This window comes from Micromonospora craniellae (genome assembly GCF_014764405.1).
GTDB classification, from domain to species: domain Bacteria; phylum Actinomycetota; class Actinomycetes; order Mycobacteriales; family Micromonosporaceae; genus Micromonospora; species Micromonospora craniellae.
In genome coordinates, this window is record NZ_CP061725.1 from 3,167,993 (window position 1) to 3,191,106 (window position 23,114).

A 23,114-nucleotide genomic window follows, 5' to 3' on the forward strand; every position below is an offset into this window, starting at 1 on the left:
CCGGCACTCGAACCGAGGACGATCGTGACCGCAGCGGCCACCCCGGCAACCTCGCCCGCCAACGCGGGCGAGCGTTCCGGCGTACGCCTGGCCCGGTCCCGGCGTAATGCCGAGCTGTCGCTGCTGTTGCTGGCGATGGCCCTGGTCGCGGCGTACGGGGCGATGGTCGAGGCGAACGTGCTCGACACGGTCACCCCGACCTTCTGGGTTCCGGCCGCCGCGCTCACCGCGGTGTTCCTCGGCATGCACCTGGTCATCCGGTTCCTGGCACCCTTCGCCGACCCGGCCCTGCTGCCGGCGGTGGCCCTGCTCAACGGGCTCGGCGTCGGCTTCCTCCACCGGCTGGACCTGGCCCGGTCGGCCCCCGAGGAGCGGGTCGACATGGCCACCTTCGCCGGCACCGGCGGGCGGCAGTTGGCCTGGACGCTGATCTCGGTGATCCTCGCCGCCGGGCTGCTGGCCCTGATGCGGGACCACCGCTCGATCTCCCGGTACGCGTACACCCTGGGCCTGGCGGGCATCGTGCTGGTCATGCTGCCGGCGGTGCTGCCGGCCAGCATTTCCGAGATCAACGGCGCCAAGCTCTGGGTCCGCATCGGCAGCTTCTCGATCCAGCCCGGCGAGTTCGCCAAGCTCGCCCTGCTGGTCTTCTTCGCCTACTACCTGGTCCGCAAGCGCGAGGTGCTCTCGCTGGCCAGTCACCGGTTCCTCGGCATCGACTTCCCGCGCGGGCGTGACCTCGGCCCGGTGCTCGTGGTCTGGGTGATCAGCCTGTTGGTGCTGATCTTCGAGAAGGACCTGGGCACCTCGCTGCTCTACTTCGGCATGTTCGTGGCGACGGTGTACATCGCCACCGAACGGGTCAGTTGGCTGCTCATCGGTCTGGTCCTCTTCTTCGGCGGCGCCTACCTCGCGTACGTGCTCGGGGAGGCGGTCGGTGGACCGTTCGCGAACTTCTACGTGCGGGCGGAGATCTGGCTCGACCCGTTCGCCGAGCCGTACGACTCCGGTTACCAACTGGTGCAGGGGCTGCTCGCGCTCGGCACCGGCGGGATGTTCGGTGCCGGGCCGGGCGGCGGCCAGCCGCTGCTGCTCCCGGAGGTGCAGAACGACTTCATCTTCGCCGGCCTCGGCGAGGAGATCGGCCTGTTCGGCCTCTCCGCGCTGCTGGTGATCTATCTGCTGATCGTGGAGCGCGGGCTGCGGGCCGCGATCGCGGTACGCGACTCCTTCGGCAAGCTGCTCGCCGGTGGCCTGGCCTTCACCCTCGCGCTGCAGGTCTTCGTGATCGTCGGTGGCATCAGCGGGCTCATCCCGCTCACCGGTCAGACCACCCCGTTCCTCTCCGCCGGTGGCTCCTCGCTGATGGCGAACTGGCTGCTCGTCGCGGTGTTGCTGCGAGTCTCCGACGCCGGGCGCCGCCCGGTGACCGGCGTCGGCGGCAAGGTGAACCGTCCGTCCGGCGGGCCGCCCGAGCAACTGCACGGTGCCCCCACGGAGGTGATCAAGCCGTGAACGCACCCCTGCGCCGGGTCGGCGTCGTCGTCATCGTTCTGTTCGGCATGCTCTTCGCCAACCTGAACTGGATCCAGGCGTACAAGGCCGACGAGTACCGCACCAGCGACTACAACGGCCGGGTCCAGGTCGCCGAGTACGAGCGCCGTCGCGGCAACATCGAGGCGGGCGGCACGGCTCTGGCGGTCAGCAAGGAGACCGACGGCGAGCTGAGGTTCCTGCGGACCTATCCGGGTGGGGCGAAGTACGCCCACGTGCTCGGCTACAAGCCGGTCAACCTCGCCGACACCGGGATCGAGCGGTCCGAGAACGACTTCCTCGCCGGCACCAGCGACCAGCTCATCGCCAACCGGATCAAGGACATGTTCACCGGCGACCGCACCGCCGGCGGCAACGTGTTGCTCACCCTCTCCCGGCGGGCCCAGGACGTCGCGTACGACCAGATGCGCACCAACAACCGAGGGGTGAGCAAGGGCGCGGCGATCGCCATCGACCCGAAGACTGGGGCGGTGCAGGCGCTGGTCTCCATGCCCAGCTTCGACCCGAACCCGCTGGCCAGCCACAGCACCAGCGAGGCGAGCAAGGCGTACAACGAGCTGGAGCAGGACCCGCAGCGTCCGCTGCGCAACCGGGCGCTGGCCGAGGTGCTGCCGCCGGGGTCCACCTTCAAGATGGTGGTGGCCGCCGCCGCGCTGGAGAACGGGATCGGCAAGGACACCAACATCCCGGCGGGTCCCAGCTACACTCCGCCCACCTCTGGCGAGGCGATCACCAACGCGGTGCCGTCGATCTGCCCGCAGTCCGAGGTCACCCTGATGAGGGCGGTCACCGACTCCTGCAACACGGGTTTCGCGAAGCTCGGTGTGCAGCTCGGCCCGGACGTGATCAAGGAGAAGGCCCGGCAGTTCGGGTTCGAGCAGGAGGATCTGACAGTCGGCCGGCTCGGCGAGGGCGGCCAGCCGGTGGCGGCCAGCCGTACCGGCGACATGCAGAACCCCGACGGCGGGGCCGACCCGGCGGCGCTGGCCCAGTCCTCCATCGGGCAGCGCGACGTACGGATGAGCCCCCTGGAAGGGGCGATGATCGCCGCCGCGGTCGCCAACCAGGGCAGCCAGATGCGGCCCTACCTGGTACGCCAGCTTCTCGGACCGGACCGCACCACCGTCTACGACCCCGCTCAGCCGCGCGAACTGCGCCGCTCGGTCAGCCGGGAGGTCGCCGCCGACCTGCGGGACATGATGGTCAGCGTGGTGGAGAACGGCACCGGCCGTAACTCGCGGATCAACGGTTACACCGTGGGCGGCAAGACGGGTACCGCCCAGTCGGCGCCCGACCGGCCCGACCACGGCTGGTTCATCGGCTTCGCCATCGACTCCAACGGGGAACCGGTCTCGGCGGTATGCGTACTGCTCGAAGAGGCCGGCAGCGGCGGCAGCGCCGAGGCGGCCCGGATCTCCGGGCAGATCATGCGCGCCGTCATCGCCGACCGTGGGGGGCGTTGACATGCTCAGTCCGGGAGTTCAGCTCGGTAACCGCTACCGTCTCGACGAGCGGATCGCCAGCGGTGGCATGGGTGACGTCTGGCGCGGCCTGGACCAGGTCCTCGGCCGTACGGTCGCGGTCAAGAGCCTGCTCCCGGCACTGCTGGACGAGCCCGGTTTCGCCGAGCGCTTCCGGGGCGAGGCACGCACCATGGCGACGATCAACCACCCGGGTGTGGTCGACGTCTACGACTTCGGCAACGACCAGGAGATCGCCTTCCTGGTGATGGAGTACGTGGAGGGCGACCCGCTCTCGGCCACGCTGAGCCGGGTCGGTCGACTCACCCCGGCCCGCACGATGGCGTTGGTGGCGCAGGCCGCCGACGCGCTGCACGCGGCCCACCTCAAGGGGATCGTGCACCGGGACGTGAAGCCCGGCAACCTGCTGGTCCGGCCCAACGGCACGCTGGTGCTGACCGACTTCGGCATCGCCCGCTCGGAACTCGTCGGGCAGCTCACCGCCGCCGGTTCGGTGCTCGGCACCGCCTCGTACATCTCGCCGGAGCAGGCCACCGGCCAGGTCGCCACCCCCGCCTCGGACGTGTACGCCCTCGGCGTGGTCGCGTACCAGTGTCTCGCCGGGCGTCGACCCTTCGAGGGCGACAACCCGCTCGACATCGCCATGCGGCATGTGCGGGAGACCCCGCGACAGTTGCCGTCCGACATCCCGCCGCAGGTCTGCGCCCTGGTGGAGCGGGCCATGGCCAAGGATCCGAAGGACCGTTGGCAGAGCGCCGCCATGCTGGCGGGGGTGGCCCGGCAGCTCAAGACGGCGCTGTCCCAGCAGGCTCGCGCGGCCGGGCAGCAGGCCAACCCGATCTCGGCCGCCCCCGCGTCACCGGCTCCGGGACGCGCTCAGGTGCCGACGCCGCAGCCGCCGCGTCCCCCGGCGGCACCGCACTCGACACCGCCCGGCCGCCCACCGGCGGTGAGCCACCGGCCGCCGGTGTCGCCGATGCCGCCGCGTCCCCCGGCGGCGCAACCGCTCCGCCCGACGACCGTCGCCCCGGCCGTGCCGGCGATGCCGGCCGGTCGACCGATGCCGCCGCCCAACAACTACCCGCGTGCTGCCGCCGTGCCGCCCGGCTACGCGCCACGACCAGCACCACCGCAGGCGGCGCCTGGTAGGTCACGTTCCGGAGTGCTGTTCCTGGCGGTGATGCTGGGCGTGCTGGTCCTGCTCTGTTCCGGCGTGATTTCCTACAACATGCGGCTGAAAAACAGCGCCCACCTGCCGGTGGGGGTCTCCGTGCAAGCGGTGTCGTCCGTCGTGCCGGGGCTCGACGGGCGAGACGATCCGGCCGGTACGGCGTACCGTCGACTGGATCAGCCCGGTGCGGGCAGCCACGAGACGACGACGAGTGAAGGACGACGGACGCGATGACAGCGCAGGCCCGCCTGCTCGGTGGCAGGTACCAGGTCGGCGAGCTGCTCGGATATGGCGGCATGGCCGAGGTGCATCGCGGGCGCGACCTGCGGCTCGGCCGGGATGTCGCGATCAAGATGCTCCGGACCGATCTGGCCCGGGACGCCACATTCCAGATGCGTTTCCGTCGGGAGGCGCAGAACGCCGCCTCGCTCAACCACCCGGCCATCGTCGCGGTCTACGACACGGGTGAGGAACAGGCACCGACCGGCGAAACCCTTCCGTTTATCGTGATGGAGTTCGTCAACGGGCGCACCCTCAAGGAGGTGCTCGGCGCCGAGGGCCGTCTCCAGCCCCGGCGGGCGCTGGAGATCTGCGCCGACATCGGCGCGGCGCTGGAGTTCAGCCACCGGCACGGCATCATCCACCGCGACATCAAGCCCGGCAACGTGATGCTCACCCAGACCGGCCAGGTCAAGGTGATGGACTTCGGTATCGCCCGGGCTCTGGCCAGCGGCGCCACCACGATGACGCAGACCAGCGCGGTCATCGGCACGGCCCAGTACCTCTCGCCGGAGCAGGCGCGCGGCGAGGCCGTGGACGCCCGCTCCGACGTGTACGCCGCCGGCTGCGTCCTCTTCGAGTTGATCTGCGGCCACCCGCCGTTCGTCGGCGACAGTCCGGTCAGCGTCGCGTATCAGCACGTGCGGGAGACTCCGCCGACGCCGAGCGACCTGAACCCGGACGTCAACCCGGCGGTCGACGCGATCGTGCTCAAGGCGCTCTCCAAGAACCCGCTCAACCGTTACCAGAGCGCCGGGGAGATGCGCGCCGACATGCTCCGGGCGGCGGCCGGTCGTCCGGTGATGGCGACGCCGGTGATGCGCGAGGACGAGACGGTCGCGATGGCGCCGTCCCCGGGCTACTCGTCGGGTGCGGCAGGTGCCACGCAGACGCGACAGATCCCCGCCCGGGTGGGCGACCCACGCCAGCGCCGTGCCTCGTCCTGGCTGATCGCCATGTTCGCCGCGCTCGGCGTGCTCGCGGTGATCGCGCTGGTCGCCGCGTTGTGGCTGGGCCAGCGTGATCCCGAGGACATTCCGGTGCCCACCCTCACCGGGCTCAGCCAGCAGGACGCGGTCGCTGAGATCGAGCAGAACGGCCTCACAGCGGAAGTCAACCCGGTCTTCACCTCGGACTGCAAAGAGGGCACCGTGGTGACCCAGACCCCAGCTGCCGGTGAGCGGGTACAGCCGAACAGCGCGGTGACCGTGGAGGTCTGCGGCGGCAAGCCGGACGTGGAGATCCCGAACCTCGTCGGCAGCACTCGCGACTTCGCAGAGGCCGAGCTGGAGAAGCTCAAACTCAAGGTAGAGGTCGAGGAAGTGGACAACGCCGCGCCCAAGGGGCAGGTGTTGGAGATCGACCCGGCTGCGGGAGAGTCGGTGGCGGAGGGCACCGAGGTCGAGATCACGGTGTCGCGAGGCAACGTCGTGCCGGTGCCGAACGTGCAGGATCTCACCGAGGAGGCGGCGAAGCAGGCGCTGGAGAACGCCGGCTTCAAGGTCGACGTCGATCAGGGCCGCGAGGTGCCGGCCGACCAGGCCGGTCGGGTACTCGACCAGAGCCCGAACGCCAACACCCAGCGGACCAGGGGCAGCACGGTGAAGATCGTCGTCTCGGTGCCGGAGGCGGAAGACCCGGATCCGGACCCGACGACGCAGACGCCGCCGCCCGGTACCCCGACCACACCGCCGCCCGACGAGGACGACGACGGTGGCGGCAGCGGCGGCGGTGGCCAGGTTGTGCCGACGCCGGGCTTCCCGCCGTTCCGCTTCCCCGGCGAGTGACCGACCCGGCCCCCGCCGGTTCACCGGCAGGGTGGCGACGCCGCCTGATCCGGGTCACCGCCCTCATCGCGGTCGCGCTGCTGCTGGTGAGCGTGCCGTGGCTCTGGACGACGGTGTCCGCGCGTGGACACGTGTACTCCGCAGCCGACGCGCCGACCGCCGACGTGGTGATCGTCCTGGGCACGGCGGTCACCGAGAACGGACAGCGGCCCGGCATCCGGCTCGCCGGACGGCTGGAGACCGCCGCCGAACTGGTGCACAGCGGGCGGGCCCGGGTGGTGCTGGTGTCGGGTGACGGTGGCGGGACGTCCGGGGACGACCCGGCGGCGATGGCCGCCCACCTGACCGGGCAACTCGGCGTCGACCCGCAGCGCGTCGTCGCGGACCCGCACGGCCTGGACACGTACGACAGTTGCCTGCGGGCACGGGACGGGACGTCTACGGGATCGAACGGGCCCTGATCGTCACCCAGTCCTACCACGTGGGTCGTGCCGTGACGCTCTGCCGGCACCTCGGCATCGACACCGACGGGGTGACCGCGCGCTGCACGGGCTGCGGATTGACCCTGCTCGCGCAGAAGGCGGCCCGCGACTACCTGGCCAGCGGCAAAGCGGTCCTGGACGCGATCCGCCGTCGACCGCCCGCCGTCAGCTCGCCCGCCGACCCGAGCGTCACCGAGGCGCGGCGTCGGTGACGTCCCAGTGGGCGGGGTGACCGCTTCGGTGGGTCCGGGCGGCCGGTGACCGCCCCGGCGGTCCGGGCGAGTCGGTGTCAGGTGGTGGCGAAGGCGGCTCGGCGACGGGTGTCGACCTCGGCGGCCAGGGCGGGGGCACGGTCCAGCGCTTCCCGGTGGCCGCAGCCGGCCAGCCAGTTGGCCAGCATCAGGTGGCCGCCCTCGGTGAGCACCGACTCCGGGTGGAACTGCACACCCTCGATCGGCAGTGTCCGGTGCCGCATCGCCATCACCACGCCGGATCCCGTCCAGCCGGTGACCTCAAGCTCCTCCGGCAGCGTCTCGGGCAGGACGGTGAGGGAGTGGTAGCGGGTCGCCGTGAACGGGTCGGGCAGACCGGCGAGTACGCCGACCGAGTGGTGGCGTACCTCCGAGGTCTTTCCGTGCAGCAGCTCCGGGGCACGGGCGACGGTGGCGCCGTACGCCTCGCCGATCGCCTGGTGACCGAGGCAGACGCCGATGATCGGGATCTCGCCCGCGTACTGGCGGATCACGTCGAGGCAGATGCCGGCCCGGTCGGGACTGCCCGGCCCTGGTGAGAGCAGGATGCCGGCGGCACCGACCCGCCCCACCTCGGCCACGTCGATCTCGTCGTTGCGCCGCACCTCGCACTCCACGCCGAGCTGACCGAGGTACTGCACCAGGTTGAAGACGAACGAGTCGTAGTTGTCGATCACCAGAACGCGCATCGGCCTCACTCGTCTTCGTCCGGCGGCGGGGTGTTGTTGCGGTCGGTGTCGTACGGCAGGTCGTGCTCGTCGCCGGGCGGGGCGTCGTCGGACGGGTCCTCGCCGGGCACCACGTCGCCGCCGGGTGCGCCGGGGCCGTCGTCCTGCTGGGTGACCTGGACGTCCTCGCCGGTGAACGGGAGCAGCGGTCCGGCCCAGGGAAAGACCACGTACCAGAGCAGCGCCACTGCGGTGGTGGCGAGCAGCAGGCTGCCGACGAGCTTGCCGGGCAGCCCGAAGGGCAGCTTGCGCCAGATCCAGGCGTACATCGTCAGGCTCCCAGCTCTGCCGGGCGTCCCTCGGCCTTCGGCTGCGTACGGGTCAACTCGGCGTGGATGATCAACCGCTCGTAGTTGTCGAACTTGGGGTTGCAGGTGGTCAGGGTGAGCATCCGCTTGGACGGCCGGGCCCCTGGTCGCCCCGGCACGGGCGCGACCACCTCCACCTGCGACGGCTTCACGATGTGGTTCTCGGTGACCTGGTAGACGTACCACTCGGTGCGGCTCTCGACGACGATCGCGTCACCGTCGCGCAACTCGTCCAGCCGCCAGAAGGTGGCCCGGTTGCGGTGCCCGGCCACGGAGAAGTTGCCCACCTGACCCGGCAGGGCGCTGTCCGGGTAGTGGCCCGGCGCGTACCGGATGTCCTGCTGGCGGACGCCCTCGACGACGATCCACTCCTTGTCGAACTTAGGGATGTAGAGTCCGGCGATCGGCTTGCCGCTGACCGCCGGTTTCGGAGACGCGGACGGCGAGGCGGCGCTGGCCGAGGGGGCCACCGTCGGGTCGCCCTCGGAACCCCACGCCTGCGCGAGCTGCTGGCTCAGCTCTCCCTGGTGTGCGTCGACGATCGCCGACTTGCCCCAGATCTCGTAGCCGGCGAAGAGGAGCACCACCAGGCCGAACGTGATCAGCAGCTCGCCGCTGAAGCGCAGGCCGGTGCGGATCCGGGACCACGCGGACGGCCGGGTCAGCTCCGAGTAGACGCTCTTGTAACCCTCGCCGGTCTGGTGCGGCCGGAGCTGCACCACCCGATCGCCCCGTCGCGGCTTGGGCGGCTCGGCGCCCGGGTCGGCACCGTCGGCCGGCTCCTCGGTCTTCGGCGGTCGGGGCACGGCGCCCATCAGGGCGGTCGATTCCATCGCGGGCGGGGTGCTCGGCCGGGTGCCGGTGACCGCCGGGATGAGGGCGGTGGCGGCCGGGTCGATCGGCCGACCGCCGTCCGGCCGGGAGCCGGTGTGAGCACCGCCGGTCGGCGACAACGCCGGGGTGTTGCCGGTCGGCGACGATGCCGAGGCGCCGCGCGTCGGCGGCGAGGGCGTGCTACCCGTCGGAGACGGCGTGGAAGCCCCCGATGGGGGCGTGCCGCCGGTCGGGGAGGCGGCAGAGCGGGCCGGGCCGCCGATCGCCGGCATCAGCGCCGTCGGCCCCTCACCCGACCAGCCCTGGTCGGTGGGCTGTCCCGAGGGCGGGGCGTCGCGGCCGTCCCGGCTCTCCGTCCGCCATGCTGCGGGAGGCTGCGGGCCGGTGGGCTGCGATGCAGGGTGCGGCGATGTCGGGTGCTGCGTACCGTGCCGCGCCTGCGTCGGGTCGAGACCGTGCCGGGCGTACGGCGGCTGTCCCGGCCCGGCGGGTGAGGTCCGGGTCGGTGGGTGATCCGGTTGCGGCGTGGCCGGCCGCACCGGGCTGGCCCACGGCAGTGTGGATCCGCCGCCCGAGGGTGCCGGGCCGGGCATTTCCGGCCGCGCGGACCTGGGCCCCTGCGGCGGTGACCCGGCGTCCGGCCGGACCGGCCCGGTGGCCGGTCGTCCCGGACCGCCGCCCGGCGGCGCGGAAGGTGACGACTGCCCGCCGGGCCAGGGCGGGGGCGTGCCCGGGCCGGTGCCGTTCGCCTGCGGTCCTGGACCGCCGGGAGCGGTGCCGACGGGCTGGGTGGGTGCGGTGGTACGTCCGGTATCGAAGGCCCCGCGCCACGGGGTCGGCTCGACGGGGATGTCCGGCTCACTGGAGGGCAGCGGTACGCCGTTCCACTGACCAGCACCGGCCGGGCTCTGCCGTCGACCGGAGCCACCGACCGGCGGCACGCTCGGCGACGGGCCCCACTGACCCGGCGTCCGGTCCTGGCTCGGTGTCCGGTCCTGGCTCGGCGCGGCGTCCCAACGACCGGGTGCTCCGGAGCCACCCTGGCCGGCCGTTCCGCCGAAGCGGGGGTCCGGCCCGCTTCGCGGCGGGTCGGAGGTGTCCCACCGGCCGGGCGTGGTGTTCCAGCGACCGGCCGGGCCGGCGGGTTCCCCGGGTCGGGTGTCGGGGGTTCCCGACGGCCGGGTGCTGGGCGAGACCGGCGGACGGCGCTCGGGCCCGGCCGACGACCGCGCGTCGGACGGCACCTGGCGGGTGTCGGGCGCGTGGCGGCCGTCGGGGGGCGCCGTGTGGCGGGTGTCGGGCGTGGCCGGGTCCGGCCGCTCGACCTTTGACAGGAAGGCGGTGGGCTCGTCGGCCTGATCGCGGTGCCGGCCGTCAGGGTGCGGGCTCACTGCGGCCTCACTGCGGCACCGTGGCCGATCGCAGGGTGGTGGAGTCCTCGAAAGCAGGCACGGTGACGGTGCCGGGGACCTCGTTGTAGCCGAGCTGATAGTTGTCGACCGCGTCCCTGAACCACCGGACTCCCTCGGAAGCGGCGAGGGCCTGCCGCAGTGCGGCGGGGTCGCCAATTGCTACGATCTTGAACGGAGGGGAGTACACCCGGCCGTGCAGCAGCAGGGTGTTACCCACGCAGCGTACCGCGCTGGTCGCCAGGACGCGGACGTTCATGATTGACATGGCTTCGGCGCCACCGGCCCACAGCGCGTTCACCACCGCCTGGACATCACCCTGGTGTACGACCAGGTCGTCGTTGCTGGCCCCTTCGGGCGGGTTGCTGAGCCGGGGCGCGTCGTCGAGCTCTACGGTCATTCCCTGACCGGTCAACTCGGTGAAGCCGGCGGTGGAGAGGCTGGCGGTGGCGCGCTCCTGCTGCTCCCTGATCGGCTCGTCCGAGCCGGCGAGGTCGGCCGTACGGCTCTCGACCTCCTTGCGCAGCGTCGCAGCGCGCTCCTCGTTCGCCGCCACCTGGGCGCGGCGGTCCTCGATCAGCTCGGCGAGCTGCGGGCGTCGGTCCTCGCGCAGGATGGTGCCGCCTGCCGTGGTGGCGGTGGTGGTGAAGAGCAGGCCGGCTGCGGCGGCGATCAGCGGTACCCCGATCGACCAGCCCGGACGGCGCTGACGCGGCCGGCGGGGCAGCAACCCGGCGACGAGTCGTCGCAGCGCCTTCCGCCACGACGCCGCGCCGGACGTGTACTCCACGGGCCGTTCCCCCTTGTCCTCCGGCTCCGGCACCCCTGGGTGCGGCGGAGCGAACAGCCGCCCAACCCTCCGATTCCAGGGTGCCAGGCATCGGTCTGGCCCCATTCGTGGATTGGACGGGCCTTCCGGACTACGCTAGCTGTCGGAACATTATTGGCCATGGACCGTCGCCCCCGCGCCCGGTTGTCAGGCCGGACGAGGTCGTAACCCCTCTGGAGAGCGTCGTGCCCAAGTCTCAGGTCCGCAAGAAGAAGGTGTACACCCCGCCTACGGACGTCCGCCCGACGACGGCATCGACGTCCCGCAAGCCGAGCCCGGTCTGGCTGCCCGCCACGGCCGTGTCGCTGATCGCCTTCGGCATCGCCTGGCTGGTGGTCTACTACCTGTCCGAGCAGGAGTACCCGGTCATGGAGCTCGGGTACTGGAACCTCGCGGTCGGCTTCGGCGCGATGGTCGCCTCGCTGATCCTGCTCTCGCGCTGGCGCTGATTCCCCAGCTCAGGACCACCCGTCCCGGGCCCCGACCGAGCGGATTCGGCGGCGGCCTCCTAAGGTGTGCCCAGGGCGGCGTGGCCCAGGTGCGAGAAGTCTCACGTTACTGCTGAGTAACCTTGCGCGTAAGCTGCATCGCATGACCGAGTGGACCGAGGTCATCGACCGATCCGGGTCGAGGTGCGGCACCCAGGCGTGACCAATCGCACCCCGACCCCGGTCGCTGAGCCGCTCGACAGGCAGCAGACCGGGAGGCCAACGCGATGGGCAGCGTCCAGATCGTCACCACGATCCTCGCGGCCGCCATCACCGCCGTGGCGGTGTGGCTTGCGGTGCGCGCGGTCTCGAAGTTGTTCGCCGTGATCCGGCTGGGTCAGCCCGACCCCTCCCGCTCCGGCGACCACCTCGGGCGTACGAAGACGATGCTCGCGGAGACCGCCGGGCACACCCGGATGCTCCGCTGGAGCGTGGTCGGCGCTGCGCACTGGTTCGTGATGGTCGGTTTCCTCGTGCTGTCGCTCCTGGTGCTCGAGGCGTACTTCGAGGTGGTGTCGCCGACCGCCGGGCTGCCGCTGATCGGTGGCTGGGCGCTCTACGGACTGGTCACCGAGTGGATCGGCATCCTCGGTGTCGTCGGCATCGTGGTGCTGATCGCCATCCGGGTGGCCAACCGGCCGAGCCAGGCCGGACGCCGGTCGCGGTTCACCGGTTCCACCATGTGGCAGGGCTACTTCGTCGAGACGGTCGTCCTCGCCGTTCTGGTCATGGGCTTCCTGATCCGTGGTTTCAAGGTCGCCACCGACCACTTCGAGTACCCGACCTGGGCCACCCCGCTGAGTCACGCGGTCGGCTCGGCGCTGCCGGACTGGGAGTCCGGGGTCAGCATCGCCGCCCTCATCAAGATCGCGATCTCGATGACCTGGCTCATCGTGATCTCGCTGAACGTGACCATGGGCGTCGCCTGGCACCGCTTCCTCGCCTTCCCCAACATCTACTTCAAGCGGAAGCCGGGTGCGTCCGGCTCCGGTCTCGGGCCGCTGCGGCCGATGATGAGCGAGGGCAAGCCGCTCGACTTCGAGGAGGCCGATCCGGAGTCCGATCAGTTCGGCGTCGCGCACGTCGAGCAGTTCACCTGGAAGGGCCTGCTGGACTTCAGCACCTGCACCGAGTGCGGCCGGTGCCAGTCGCAGTGCCCGGCCTGGAACACCGGCAAGCCGCTATCGCCGAAGCTGCTGGTGCTCAGCCTCCGCGACCACGCGTACGCCAAGGCGCCCTATCTGCTGGCCGGCGGCGGCAAGGACCTCACCGGCGAGGAGAAGGCCACCGCCGCGCAGCTCGCCCACGTCGATGTGCTGGCGCTCGCCGAGGCGGAGAAGCCGCTGATCGGCGACGCCGAGGCGGGCGGCGTGATCGACCCGGACGTGCTCTGGTCGTGCACCACCTGTGGTGCCTGCGTGGAACAGTGCCCGGTGGACATCGAGCACGTCGACCACATCGTGGACATGCGTCGCTACCAGGTGTTGATCGAGTCGAACTTCCCCTCCGAGGCCGGCGTGATGCTGCGCAACCTGGAGAACAAGGGCAACCCCTGGGGAGCGCCGCAGAACACCCGGGAGGACTGGACCAAGGGCCTCGAATTCGAGGTGCCCCGGGTCGGCGAGGTCGAGGACTTCGAGTACCTGTTCTGGGTGGGCTGTGCCGGTGCGTTCGAGGACCGGGCGAAGAAGACCACCCGGGCGGTCGCCACGCTGCTGAACGAGGCCGGCGTCTCGTTCGCCATCCTCGGTGAGGGCGAGACCTGCTCCGGCGACCCGGCCCGCCGGATCGGCAACGAGTTCGTCTTCCAGATGCTCGCCCAGCAGAACGTGGAGACCCTCAACGAGGCGTTCGAGGGCCGCGAGAAGGCCAAGCGGAAGATCGTCGCAACCTGTCCGCACTGCTTCAACACCCTGGGCAACGAGTACGGCCAGCTCGGCGGTGAGTTCGAGGTGGTGCACCACACCCAGTTGCTGGCGCACCTGGTCGCCACCGGCAAGCTGACCCCGGTGCAGCCGGTCGACGGCGGCGTCACCTACCACGACCCGTGCTACCTGGGTCGGCACAACCGTGTCTTCGCCCCGCCGCGCGAGGTGTTGGGCAGCGCTGTCGGCGCCGAGAACGGCCTGGTCGAGATGCCGCGCAACAGTGAGCGCTCCTTCTGCTGCGGCGCCGGTGGCGCGCGCATGTGGATGGAGGAGCGGATCGGCAAGCGGATCAATGTGGATCGGGTCGAGGAGGCCATGTCCACCGGTGCGAAGACCGTCGCGGTCGGCTGTCCGTTCTGCTCGACGATGCTGAGTGACGGAGTCAACGGCAAGGGCGCCGGCGACCAGGTCGAGGTGGTCGACGTGGCCAGCGTGCTGCTGCGGTCGGTCAAGCCCGAGCAGGCCCGGGGCGCCGAGGAGGGCGAGCCGGCCGCCGGGTGACCAGCGCGTACGTCGGGGCGTGTCGGCATCCGTGCGGATGCCGACACGCCCCGATTTTTGTATTGGCGTAGATAACTGTAACGAATTGGTCGACACCCTTTGTGTGCGGTCGGTCGCGCAAAGGTGAATGAGCCGTTGGTCGCCTTGATTCCGCTCCGCGCGTTCCCCTAATGTGGGGCACCGGCCGCCGTGGGTCGTCTGTCTCGCCCCCTACCGCTCGCGGGACGCCCGGTGGTCGGTCGCAAAGGAGTCGGTGCCGGTGGCAACCATGCCCCTCCATCGTCACGCGTCGGGACGGTCCACCCCCGCGCGCGGGCTGCGCAAAGCCGTACGCGGCCTGGTCGTCCTGGTCGCCGCCGCCGCGGTCGGTGCCGGTCTGCTCGCCGCGCCCGCGTACGCCGAGCCGTCGGTGGACGAGATCGAGCGCCAGATCGACAAGCAGTGGCAGCAGCTCGAACCCACCATCGAGCAGTTCAACAAGGTGCGCTCGGAGCTGCGGGTCAACCGCGAGAAGTCCGAGAAGCTGGAGAAGAAGATCCAGCCGCTGGCGCTGGAGGCGGAGCTGGCGATGAACCGCGTCGCCGGCCTCGCCTCTCGGTACTACATCACCGGCCCCTCGCAGGAACTCGGCGCGGTGCTGCTCAACGCGAAGCCGGACCAGCTCGGTGAGCAGATGGCCCTCCTCGACCGGCTTGCCTGGGATGAGCGCCGCCAGCTTGAGGGCGTGATGAAGATCCGGAAGAAGTACGACGACCAGAAGGCCACGCTCGACACGCTGATCGTCGACCAGGAGGCCAAGCAGAAACAACTGGCGGCGAAGAGGAAGCAAATCGACGCCGAGATCAAGCGGCTGGAGCGGTCGCTGCCGGTGACCACGGTCAAGACCACCAACTGCCCGACCATCAACGGTGTGGTCAGCGACGCGGCCCGGACGGCCATCCGGACGGCCTGCGCGCAGGTCGGCAAGCCGTACGTCTGGGGTGCCACCGGGCCGAACTCGTTCGACTGCTCCGGCCTGACCCAGTACGCGTACAAGGCGGCGGGTATCCACCTCACCCACTTCACCGGTGCCCAGTGGCGGGAGGGCAAGGCGATCTCCCGGGCCGACGCCCGCCCCGGTGACCTCGTCTTCTTCCGCAGCGACGTGAGTCACGTCGGGCTCTATCTGGGCAACAACACGATGGTCCACGCCCCACGGGCCGGTAGACCGGTCAACGTCTCGCCCATCACGACGATGCCGGTCGCCGGCTTCCGCCGCCCCGGCTGACGCCTGAGCGCGTACGCAGGAACGACAGAAGGCCCCCGGTCAAGCGACCGGGGGCCTTCCCTGTTGTCGGATAACTGCACCGAGAGTGACGGTGTGGACGTGTTGCGTATCGACGCCGGTCGTCCCTACGCTGGGCAATCGTCGGCCCGCTGGCAGGATCGCCCATCCCGGGCGGTGACGGTCCGACACCGCCGAGTCGCAGTCCAAGCGAGCCGGGGAACCAGGTTTTCCGGGGTGAGTCCGCGATGGTCGCGGTAGGGCGTCCCGGGTGCCCGAACCCGTCAGCTAACCCGGTAGGCGGTCTGGGAAGAATGGAGTACGGAGCCCGGTGGCACACCATGCCCCGCGGCCACCGTCGCGCCGGCCGGCGAAGCCCGGCCCGACGACGGCTGCGTCGCGATCCCGCTGGTACCGCTGCACCACCGCACTCGCCGCACTCGCCGCGACCGCCGTCATGCTGACCGGTGGCGCGACGGCGGCCCACGCCGACCCCACGGTCGACGACATCGAGCGCCAGATCGACGAGGACTGGAACCGGCTCGAAGCCGTCATCGAACGGCACAACGCCACCCGGCAGGACCTGGCCGGCACCCGCCGCGAGGCGGACGCCCTGACCGCCCGCATCGCCCCGCTGCAACAGCAGGTGGACGAGGCGATGAAACGGGTCGGCGCGCTGGCCGCGCGGGCGTACCGGGGCGAGCCGGTGCGCGCCGTGAACACACTGCTGGGCAGCCGGTCGCCGGGCGAGGTCGTCGCACAGCTCGGTTTGCTCGACCGGTACGCCCGCTTCCAGCGGGAGGACGTACGGCAGGCGAGTGAACTGCGCGACGAACTCGCCGCCACCCGGGCCGGGCTGGACCGAACCATCGCCGAGCTGAACCTGACCTCGGCCGACCTGGCCGTGGAGCGGCGGCAGATCGACACCGAGATCGAGCGGTTGCAACGGTTGCGGCTGCGCGCGTACGACGACGGTGGGGGTGGTCCGCTGCGGCCGGCGCCCTGTCCGGCCACCTACCCGGGCGGCCCGGCCGGTGAGGCGGTCAGCTTCGCGTGCGCCCAGATCGGCAAGCCGTACTCGTGGGGCGCCGAGGGGCCGCACGCGTACGACTGCTCGGGGTTGATGCTGGCCTCGTGGGCGCGGGCCGGGGTGGCGCTGCCGCACAACGCGGCGCGCCAGCGGCAGGTCACGGCCTCGGTCGGTCGCGGCGACCTGCGTCCGGGTGATCTGGTCTTCTACTACCGCGACCTGCACCACGTCGGCATGTACGTCGGTGGCGGCTGGGTGGTGCACGCCTCCCGCGCGGGCAAGCCGATCACGATGAAACGGATGGACAGCAGTCCGATCCACAGTTTCGGTCGACCCGGCTGAGTCGTTGGGCGGACGACCACGGGCCCGCGTCTGCGCAGCGCAGGCCCGCCGGTCGTCAGCGGGTCGGCCAGGTACGCCAGTTCCGCCAGGCGCGGCTCGGCGTCGGGCCACGCTGACCCTGGTAGCGCGAGCCGTAGACGAGCGAGCCGTACGGGTGCTCGGCGGGCGAGGAGAGCCGGAAGATGCAGAGCTGGCCGATCTTCATGCCGGGCCAGAGCATGATCGGCAGGTTGGCCACGTTGGACAGCTCCAGCGTGACGTGACCGGAGAAGCCGGGGTCGATGAAGCCTGCGGTGGAGTGCGTCAGCAGGCCGAGGCGGCCGAGGCTGGACTTGCCTTCGAGTCGGCCGGCGAGTTGGTCGCCGAGCGAGATCAGCTCAAGCGTGGAGGCGAGCACGAACTCGCCCGGGTGCAGCACGAACGGCTCGCCGTCGGGCACCTCCACCGGCGAGGTGAGGTCGTCCTGCTGGGTGGCCGGGTCGATGTGTGTGTAGAGGTGGTTGTTGAACACCCGGAACAGCTTGTCCAGGCGGACGTCGATGCTGGACGGCTGCACCAGCGTGGGCTCGAAGGGCTCCAGCGCCAGGGTGCCCGCCTTGATCTCGGAGACCAGGTCGCGGTCGGAGAGCAGCATCGCCACACCATAGCTGTCGGTATGCGTGACCTGCGTGTCGGACTACCTGCTTAGAACGTATGTTCTATAGGGTGTCGGCATGGCTTCCTGGTCCGAATTCACCGCTGACGAGCCTCGACTCGCCGACGGGATCCGCCTTCTCCTGCAGCAGTACGGCCCGGGCTTCGGCTACCTGGCCACGGTCCGCGCCGACGGCGGGCCCCGGGTGCACCCGGTCTCCCCGGTGATCACCGCCGACGGTCTCTTCTGCTTCGTGATCGACTCGCCGAAGCGGCGCGACCTGGAACGCGACGGGCGGTACGCGCTGCACTCGTTCCCGGCGGAGGAGAGCGACGACGAGGCGTACGTCGCCGGCCGCGCCCGACCGGTCACCGACGACGCCACGGTGGCCCGGCTGGCGCTCGCGGCCCGCGCCGCCCCGCACGCCGACTGGCGTCTGTTCGAGTTCACCGTCGACGTGGCGATGCTCGCCCGCCACGAGCGCGCCGCCACCGGCGGGCTGGTCGGCCAGCCAGCCGTGCAGGTCTGGCTCGACCCGGCCGGTGCCACCCCGCAGGCCGCCCGGCCCACGCCCCACCCGACCCGCACGGCCCGACATGTCCGCGCGGCCTGAACCGACCGGTGCCGGCCCCGCCTGACGATGGGACCGGCACCGGGGGGTACGCCTCGACGACTCCCGCGCTACGCGCGGTAGGTGTTCCACGCATTGATCATCCGGGTCGCCTGGCCCGGGGTGAACTGGTACATGCAGGTGTCGTACGTGTAGTCCATGAAGTTGGTGATCGGGTCCAGCCCCGTGCTGGAGCAGGTGTCCCGCCCGGTCGGGCACTGGTAGGCTGGCGACGCCTCCGCCGGGGTGTCGGCGACCTGGTCCCCGCTGCCGGCGCAGCCGCCCTGGAAGGTGTGGTAGAGGTTCAGCCAGTGGCCGACCTCGTGGGTGCCGGTGTCACCCTGGTTGTAGTTGGTGGCGGTGCCGCCGGGCAGCGACTCGCTGAGCACCACCACGCCGTCCATCACGTTCAGCGTGGTCTGCGGGAAGGTCGCCCACCCGAGCAGGCCACTGCTCAGCGCACCGAGATAGACGTTGAGCGTGCCCTTGGTGCCCTGGCGGAGCTGGGTCTTCATCTGCCGCTCGGCCGTCGAGCCCTGCCGGATCGGGTACCACGACGTGTTGGTGACCCGGTTGATGCTCTGCAACTGGAATGCGAAGGCGGTGGCGGCACCGCCCGTCGACCCGGCGAACGACGGGTTCAACACGTTGATCTGCGACTGGATCATCGAGTCGGGGATGTTCCCGCCGGCCCGGGTGGTGTCCCTGCGGATCACGTGCACCACCACCGGGATGGTGACCGAGGCTGCGGCGGCCTCGGCGTTCAGCGCACGCTGACCGACCCGTTTGGCCCGTTCCTGCAACAGGTCGGCGAACTCCGCCTCCCGCTGGTGCACCTGGGCGATGGTCAACTCGTTCGGGTCGTGCTTGACGACCGCGTCACCACGGACCCGGGCCGCCGTGCCCGTCGGGTCCTCACACACCTCGTCGGCGGAGACGGCGGCAGCCGTCGGAATGGCGGCCGTGGTGGCCGCCGGCAGCAGACCGACCGTGGCCACACTGAGCGCCACCGCCAGCGACGTCGATGCGATCCCGGCGATCCGCCGGTTCAGCAGGACGGCGGGACGGAGCCCCATAAGCCCACCTCTTTCTGTTGACGCGACCGGGGGTTGTGTCGCGCCGTGCGGGAAACATGGGCCAGACGTTACGACGTATAGACACATTTGAGAATGCTTATGTGTTGCCGGCATGCAACTTCTTGCGGAGCATGCGGAGGCGGGCCGGGCGGGGTGGTCGGCGGGGGTGGCTGGGTGCACCGGGGCGACGGCTCAGGTACAGTGGTGCCGCTTGCGGGTGTAGTTCAATGGCAGAACATCAGCTTCCCAAGCTGACAGTGCGGGTTCGATTCCCGTCACCCGCTCCAGCGTGAAGCCCAGGTCAGGATGCGCTCTCGACCTGGGCTTCATTCATGCCGACCGCTATTCGGGCGTGCTGTGCACGCTGCGTGTCAGGGCGCAGAGCAGTCGATAGGCGAGGTCGACGGCGCGTTGCTCCCGTCTACGTGAGCCCCAGATTCGGTTGATGGTGGCCAGCTCGACGCGGACGTCGGCCGAGGCGTCGCGGCGGATCTTTGCGCAGTAGGAGGTGTTCGCCGCCCGTGTCTCGTCGTTGATGCGGCGGACCTCCGTCCGGCCGAGGCGACGGATGCCGGTAACCGCGAAGGCATTGATCGCGTCGATCGACAGGGTGGTCACGTCCGGCGGGATACCGGCGGCGTGGATGGCGACAGCGAGTTGACCGTTCGACAGGCGGCTCAGGCGGGCTGCTGTCAGCGATGAAGGGATGACCGGTGCCGCGATGTGGCCGGGAGCGAGGGTGACCTGCGCCGGGGTGCGTCTGGTGGCGGCTTCGTCGGTAGGCTGAAGAAGCATCGTGTTCCTTTCGCGAGGGCGATGCGTCTGGCCTCGGCGGGCCGCAATCCCGTCGGGGCCTTCGCTTTGCGCGTCCGAAGAAGTCCTCGTAAGGGCGGTCGCGCGTCGATCCATAGGGGAAGCTGGGCAAGCATTGAGGACCTGAATCGACCGTAGATTTGCTTGACTAGCCAAGCCAAGGATCTGCGGTAAACTTTTCTGGCCTGGCTAGCCACCGTTAGGGTGTTGTGGTGAGCGAGAGTCCTGACTTCCTCGGTCAGCTTGATCCCGACGACCCGAAACAGGCGTCCCAGCAGATCGCGAACAAGCTGCGGGCTGCCATCCTCACGCGTCGACTCGCGCCGGGCGACAAGCTGCCGTCGCAACCCGAGTTGGCCACCCGCTACGGCGTGGCCCGAGAGACGGTCAAGCGAGCCCTGGACCTGCTCCGGGCCGAGCGGCTGATCGTGTCCCGTCAGGGCAGCGGTGTGTTCGTCCGAGCGCAGACGCAGCGGGCCGTCGAACTACGCCCGCACGTCGAAGCCGCGTTCGAGCGGCCCCACGTCACCATCGACTTCGCCGGATTCTCCGGCGAGACACTGCGCGACGCGCTCGCCGAAACTCTCGACAAGGTGCGCGTCGGTCGCCTCGCGCCCGAGACCATCGCCGTGCGCATCCTGATCTGCGACATGACCGCACCGATGGCACTGCCCACGCGGGCCGACGCACAGACCGACGACCCAGCGGTACGCGAACGCGCCGAGCGAATTACCCGCCGAGCCGTAGACGCGATCATCGATCAGGTCACCGAACTTGGCGACCTCGGCCTGATCCGGTCGGCCACCGTCGAGGTGCGGCTACACCGGGCATCACCGCAGTTCAAGCTCTACATCCTCAACAACGAAGAGGTCTTCTACGGCTTCTCTCCCGTCACCGAACGCACCGTATCGATCAAGGGCGAGCCGATGGCCATCTACGACCTGATGGGCAAGGACGTGCCGCTGTTCCACTACGCCGTAACCGACGACGACACCTCCCACGGCACACAGTTCGTGGAAGCGTCCCACCAGTGGTTCGACTCGGTGTGGTCGACCATCGCCTACCGGTACGACGCATGAACGCCGACCTCAGCCGACTGCTCGGCGACATCGACGCACTGCTACTCGACTTCGACGGCCCGGTGTGCAGCATCTTCGCCGGATACCCCGCGCCGCAGGTTGCCGCCGAGCTGGTCGACGTACTCCGGCAACACGAGGTCGACGTGCCGCCGGACCTCACTAGCGAGCCGGACCCGCTTGAAGTGCTACGCCGTACCGGCGCGGCGGGTGACCAGAGCGTCACACGGGCGGTTGAGGACGCGCTCTGCGCGGCCGAACGCCGGGCCGTCAAGACTGCCGAACCCACGCCATACGGCCGGGAGGTCATCGTGGCAGCCCGGCAGGCCGGGCTGCCGGTAGCTGCCGTCAGCAACAACTCTGCCGGCGCGGTGAGCGCGTACCTCGTGGCGCACCGGCTCGCCACGTATGTGTCACCAGTGGTCGGCCGCGCATACGCCGACCCAAACCGCATGAAGCCGAACCCGGAACCGATCCTGCAAGCCGCGCGGGCCGTCGGCGAGCCACCGAGCCGGTGCGTTTTGGTCGGTGACTCGCTCTCTGACATCGACGGAGCGCGCGCCGCCCGAGTACGGGTGATCGGCTACGCGAATCGGCCGGCCAAGGTCGGGCCGTTCCGGGCCGCCGGGGCCGATGTGGTCATCACGAGCATGGGCCAGCTGGCAAGTGTGTTGGTTGACCGCATCGGTAACTGAAAGGCGCACTAACCTCGGCTATTCAGACCGGATTCGTCGCATCGAGGTGATGGAGGAAAGGTGCACCTGACCTGTAAGGATGTGGGTGTCTATGCCATGTCCACAGCAGAGCAAGGTGCACCTTTCTGGTGAGTAGGAGTAGTGGGTGGGCTCAGCGGCTGGTCGTTGACTCCGGCGGAAAGGGCCTGGTCGGTCACGCGGGTGCGGTCCTGCTGCGTCGGTGTGCTGATCGGACCGGTCTGCCCAGCGGTTTCAACAAGGTGCTCCCCCGTGGGACCGGGCCGGGCTGGTGGGATCGCGGCACGGTCCTGGTCTCTCTCGCGGTCACGATCGTGCTCGGTGCCACGAGCATGTCCGACATCGGCTTACTCGTCCATCAGTGCCTGGTCCTCGGTGACCGGCCGTCGGAGTCGACCGTCCGGCGAACCCTCGCCGGCCTCGACGAGAGCACACTGAAACGGATCGGCAAAGCTCGGGCGAAGTCCGCGCTCACGTGTGGGCACTGCTCGCCCGACGCCCGCAAGGCTTCCCCTGGCTGACCGTCGCCGGGAAACTGCTGACCGGGTGGGTGGTCATCGATCTGGACGCCACCCTGATCACCGCCCACTCGGCCAAGCAGGGCGCGGCCGCGACCTTCAAGAAGGGTTTCGGGTTCCATCCCCTCGGCGCCTGGTGTGCCAACACCGCGGAATGCCTGGCCATGCTCCTTTGGCCCGGCAACGCCGGATCGAACACCGTCGCCGATCACATCCGGGTCCTCGGCGACGCGATCGCCCAGCTCCCAGCCGGTCACCGGCGCAAACTGCTGATCCGCGTCGACGGCGCCGGCGCCACCCATGAACTCCTCGAACACCTCGAAGCGATGAACCGGGCATGGCGCAGCGTGAAGTTCACCGTCGGCTGGACGATCACCGACGCCGACGAGACCGCGATCGACCGGCTCCCCGCCGACGCCTGGACCGACAGCCTGCACCAGGACGGCACCGTCACCAGTACCGCGCACGTCGCGGAACTGACCGGCCTCAACCCTCGCCTCGCCGGCTGGACCGGCACCCTGCGACTGCTCGCGCGCCGCGCCAAGCCATCGGCCCGGCACGTCAAGAACCTCACCGAACTTTCCCACTCGTCACCGACGATCTCGCGGACCCGGCCGGTCAGGTCAGCGAGCCGGTCAGCCGGGAGTCCTGTCATACTGGCGCAGCGCGGCGGCTGACCCTCGATCATCTTCCACACAAAGTTGATCTATCCGGGATTCAGCCGCCGCGTCCATTCAGGACGCCGTGCGCTGCGTCACACCCACCCCCAACGGTCACGCATCGTGACATCCGCGAGCGTCAACTTACTTTTGAATGGCCCTCCAAGTCCGCGGTTTGAACCGGTGACGACAGCGACGCGCTTGGCCTCACTCATACAAGCAGACTATGCGCGCCGCTCGTCCTGCGTCTGTAGGGCTGTGCCCTGTCGTGTGGAGAAATGGGCCATCGCTTAACTTCTTCCTCAGCCCCCTGCGGTGCGACCCTTTCGGATCCGCAAATCGTCGAACG

At 70.2% G+C, this 23,114-nt stretch carries 22 protein-coding genes, 1 tRNA gene and 1 riboswitch; of the genes, 16 read left to right on the top strand and 7 right to left on the bottom strand.

The window, feature by feature from the left end:
- Positions 1–24: 24 nt before the first annotated feature.
- From ID554_RS14135 to ID554_RS31665, 6 genes are read left to right on the top strand one after another with little or no spacing between them, the layout of a single operon-like run.
- Positions 25–1,515, top strand: a complete 1,491-nt coding sequence (locus tag ID554_RS14135) for an FtsW/RodA/SpoVE family cell cycle protein (RefSeq protein WP_117227956.1) — start codon at positions 25–27, stop codon at positions 1,513–1,515.
- Positions 1,512–3,017, top strand: a complete 1,506-nt coding sequence (locus ID554_RS14140) for a peptidoglycan D,D-transpeptidase FtsI family protein (RefSeq protein ID WP_117227957.1) — start codon at positions 1,512–1,514, stop codon at positions 3,015–3,017. The genes ID554_RS14135 and ID554_RS14140 overlap by 4 nt, the downstream gene beginning before the upstream one ends.
- Position 3,018: 1 nt before the next feature.
- The gene (locus ID554_RS14145) at positions 3,019–4,440 is read left to right on the top strand and encodes a serine/threonine-protein kinase (protein WP_117227958.1); all 1,422 of its coding nucleotides are present in this window, start codon (positions 3,019–3,021) and stop codon (positions 4,438–4,440) included.
- Positions 4,437–6,272: a Stk1 family PASTA domain-containing Ser/Thr kinase gene (pknB, locus tag ID554_RS14150; protein WP_117227959.1), complete on the top strand. Its 1,836-nt coding sequence runs from the start codon at positions 4,437–4,439 to the stop codon at positions 6,270–6,272. Before ID554_RS14145 ends, pknB begins: the two co-directional genes overlap by 4 nt.
- Entirely contained in the window at positions 6,269–6,733 is a 465-nt protein-coding gene (locus ID554_RS31660) for a SanA/YdcF family protein (RefSeq protein WP_223884587.1), read from the top strand. The genes pknB and ID554_RS31660 overlap by 4 nt, the downstream gene beginning before the upstream one ends.
- Before the next feature lie 20 nt (positions 6,734–6,753).
- Positions 6,754–6,966: a hypothetical protein gene (locus ID554_RS31665; RefSeq protein WP_223884588.1), complete on the top strand. Its 213-nt coding sequence runs from the start codon at positions 6,754–6,756 to the stop codon at positions 6,964–6,966.
- Between the two features lie 77 nt (positions 6,967–7,043).
- On the opposite strand, the gene ID554_RS14160 is transcribed toward ID554_RS31665, so the two are convergent.
- From ID554_RS14160 to ID554_RS14175, 4 genes are all read right to left on the bottom strand, one after another.
- The gene (locus ID554_RS14160; RefSeq protein WP_117227960.1) at positions 7,044–7,694 is read right to left on the bottom strand and encodes an aminodeoxychorismate/anthranilate synthase component II; all 651 of its coding nucleotides are present in this window, start codon (positions 7,692–7,694) and stop codon (positions 7,044–7,046) included.
- Positions 7,695–7,699: 5 nt separating this feature from the next.
- Positions 7,700–8,002 carry a hypothetical protein gene (locus ID554_RS14165; protein WP_117227961.1) on the bottom strand — a complete coding sequence of 101 codons (303 nt, stop codon included), beginning with the start codon at positions 8,000–8,002 and terminating at the stop codon, positions 7,700–7,702.
- 2 nt (positions 8,003–8,004) lie between these two features.
- Positions 8,005–9,747, bottom strand: a complete 1,743-nt coding sequence (locus ID554_RS14170; RefSeq protein ID WP_396888547.1) for a class E sortase — start codon at positions 9,745–9,747, stop codon at positions 8,005–8,007.
- Positions 9,748–10,273: 526 nt separating this feature from the next.
- The gene (locus ID554_RS14175) at positions 10,274–11,074 is read right to left on the bottom strand and encodes a DUF881 domain-containing protein (RefSeq protein WP_117228046.1); all 801 of its coding nucleotides are present in this window, start codon (positions 11,072–11,074) and stop codon (positions 10,274–10,276) included.
- 224 nt (positions 11,075–11,298) lie between these two features.
- Here ID554_RS14175 and ID554_RS14180 point away from each other — a divergent pair, with 224 nt between their 5' ends.
- The 4 genes from ID554_RS14180 (at position 11,299) to ID554_RS14195 (ending at position 16,666) form a co-directional block, all read left to right on the top strand.
- On the top strand, positions 11,299–11,562 hold the full coding sequence (locus tag ID554_RS14180; RefSeq protein WP_117227964.1) for a cell division protein CrgA: 264 nt from the start codon (positions 11,299–11,301) through the stop codon (positions 11,560–11,562).
- 266 nt (positions 11,563–11,828) lie between these two features.
- Positions 11,829–14,030, top strand: a complete 2,202-nt coding sequence (locus ID554_RS14185) for a (Fe-S)-binding protein (protein WP_117227965.1) — start codon at positions 11,829–11,831, stop codon at positions 14,028–14,030.
- Between the two features lie 253 nt (positions 14,031–14,283).
- The gene (locus ID554_RS14190; RefSeq protein ID WP_223884589.1) at positions 14,284–15,297 is read left to right on the top strand and encodes a C40 family peptidase; all 1,014 of its coding nucleotides are present in this window, start codon (positions 14,284–14,286) and stop codon (positions 15,295–15,297) included.
- Positions 15,298–15,476: 179 nt separating this feature from the next.
- Positions 15,477–15,612, top strand: a riboswitch (cyclic di-AMP (ydaO/yuaA leader).
- 13 nt (positions 15,613–15,625) lie between these two features.
- Positions 15,626–16,666, top strand: coding sequence for a C40 family peptidase (locus tag ID554_RS14195; RefSeq protein WP_117227966.1), 1,041 nt, complete (start codon positions 15,626–15,628; stop codon positions 16,664–16,666).
- 55 nt (positions 16,667–16,721) lie between these two features.
- On the opposite strand, the gene dcd is transcribed toward ID554_RS14195, so the two are convergent.
- On the bottom strand, positions 16,722–17,300 hold the full coding sequence (gene dcd / locus ID554_RS14200) for a dCTP deaminase (protein WP_117228048.1): 579 nt from the start codon (positions 17,298–17,300) through the stop codon (positions 16,722–16,724).
- A gap of 79 nt (positions 17,301–17,379) precedes the next feature.
- Between dcd and ID554_RS14205 the strand changes: the two genes are divergently transcribed.
- Positions 17,380–17,913 (top strand): pyridoxamine 5'-phosphate oxidase family protein, encoded by a 534-nt coding sequence (locus tag ID554_RS14205; protein ID WP_117227967.1) that lies wholly within the window; start codon positions 17,380–17,382, stop codon positions 17,911–17,913.
- Between the two features lie 68 nt (positions 17,914–17,981).
- Here ID554_RS14205 and ID554_RS14210 read toward each other — a convergent pair whose 3' ends face one another.
- Positions 17,982–18,986, bottom strand: a complete 1,005-nt coding sequence (locus ID554_RS14210; RefSeq protein ID WP_117227968.1) for a zinc metalloprotease — start codon at positions 18,984–18,986, stop codon at positions 17,982–17,984.
- A 213-nt stretch (positions 18,987–19,199) separates the two neighbouring features.
- Here ID554_RS14210 and ID554_RS14215 point away from each other — a divergent pair.
- A tRNA-Gly gene (locus ID554_RS14215) sits at positions 19,200–19,273 on the top strand.
- Positions 19,274–19,328: 55 nt separating this feature from the next.
- On the opposite strand, the gene ID554_RS14220 is transcribed toward ID554_RS14215, so the two are convergent.
- A complete protein-coding gene (locus ID554_RS14220; RefSeq protein ID WP_117227969.1) occupies positions 19,329–19,781 on the bottom strand; it encodes a hypothetical protein in 453 nt (150 codons plus the stop codon).
- Between the two features lie 230 nt (positions 19,782–20,011).
- On the opposite strand from ID554_RS14220, the gene ID554_RS14225 reads away from it, so the two are divergent.
- From ID554_RS14225 to ID554_RS14235, 4 genes are all read left to right on the top strand, one after another.
- Positions 20,012–20,878, top strand: coding sequence for a GntR family transcriptional regulator (locus ID554_RS14225; protein WP_117228049.1), 867 nt, complete (start codon positions 20,012–20,014; stop codon positions 20,876–20,878).
- Positions 20,875–21,570 carry an HAD family hydrolase gene (locus tag ID554_RS14230; RefSeq protein ID WP_117227970.1) on the top strand — a complete coding sequence of 232 codons (696 nt, stop codon included), beginning with the start codon at positions 20,875–20,877 and terminating at the stop codon, positions 21,568–21,570. Before ID554_RS14225 ends, ID554_RS14230 begins: the two co-directional genes overlap by 4 nt.
- Positions 21,571–21,698: 128 nt before the next feature.
- Positions 21,699–22,109, top strand: a complete 411-nt coding sequence (locus ID554_RS31670; protein WP_199489177.1) for a hypothetical protein — start codon at positions 21,699–21,701, stop codon at positions 22,107–22,109.
- A complete protein-coding gene (locus ID554_RS14235; protein WP_199489178.1) occupies positions 22,064–22,783 on the top strand; it encodes a transposase in 720 nt (239 codons plus the stop codon). Before ID554_RS31670 ends, ID554_RS14235 begins: the two co-directional genes overlap by 46 nt.
- Positions 22,784–23,114 lie beyond the last annotated feature (331 nt).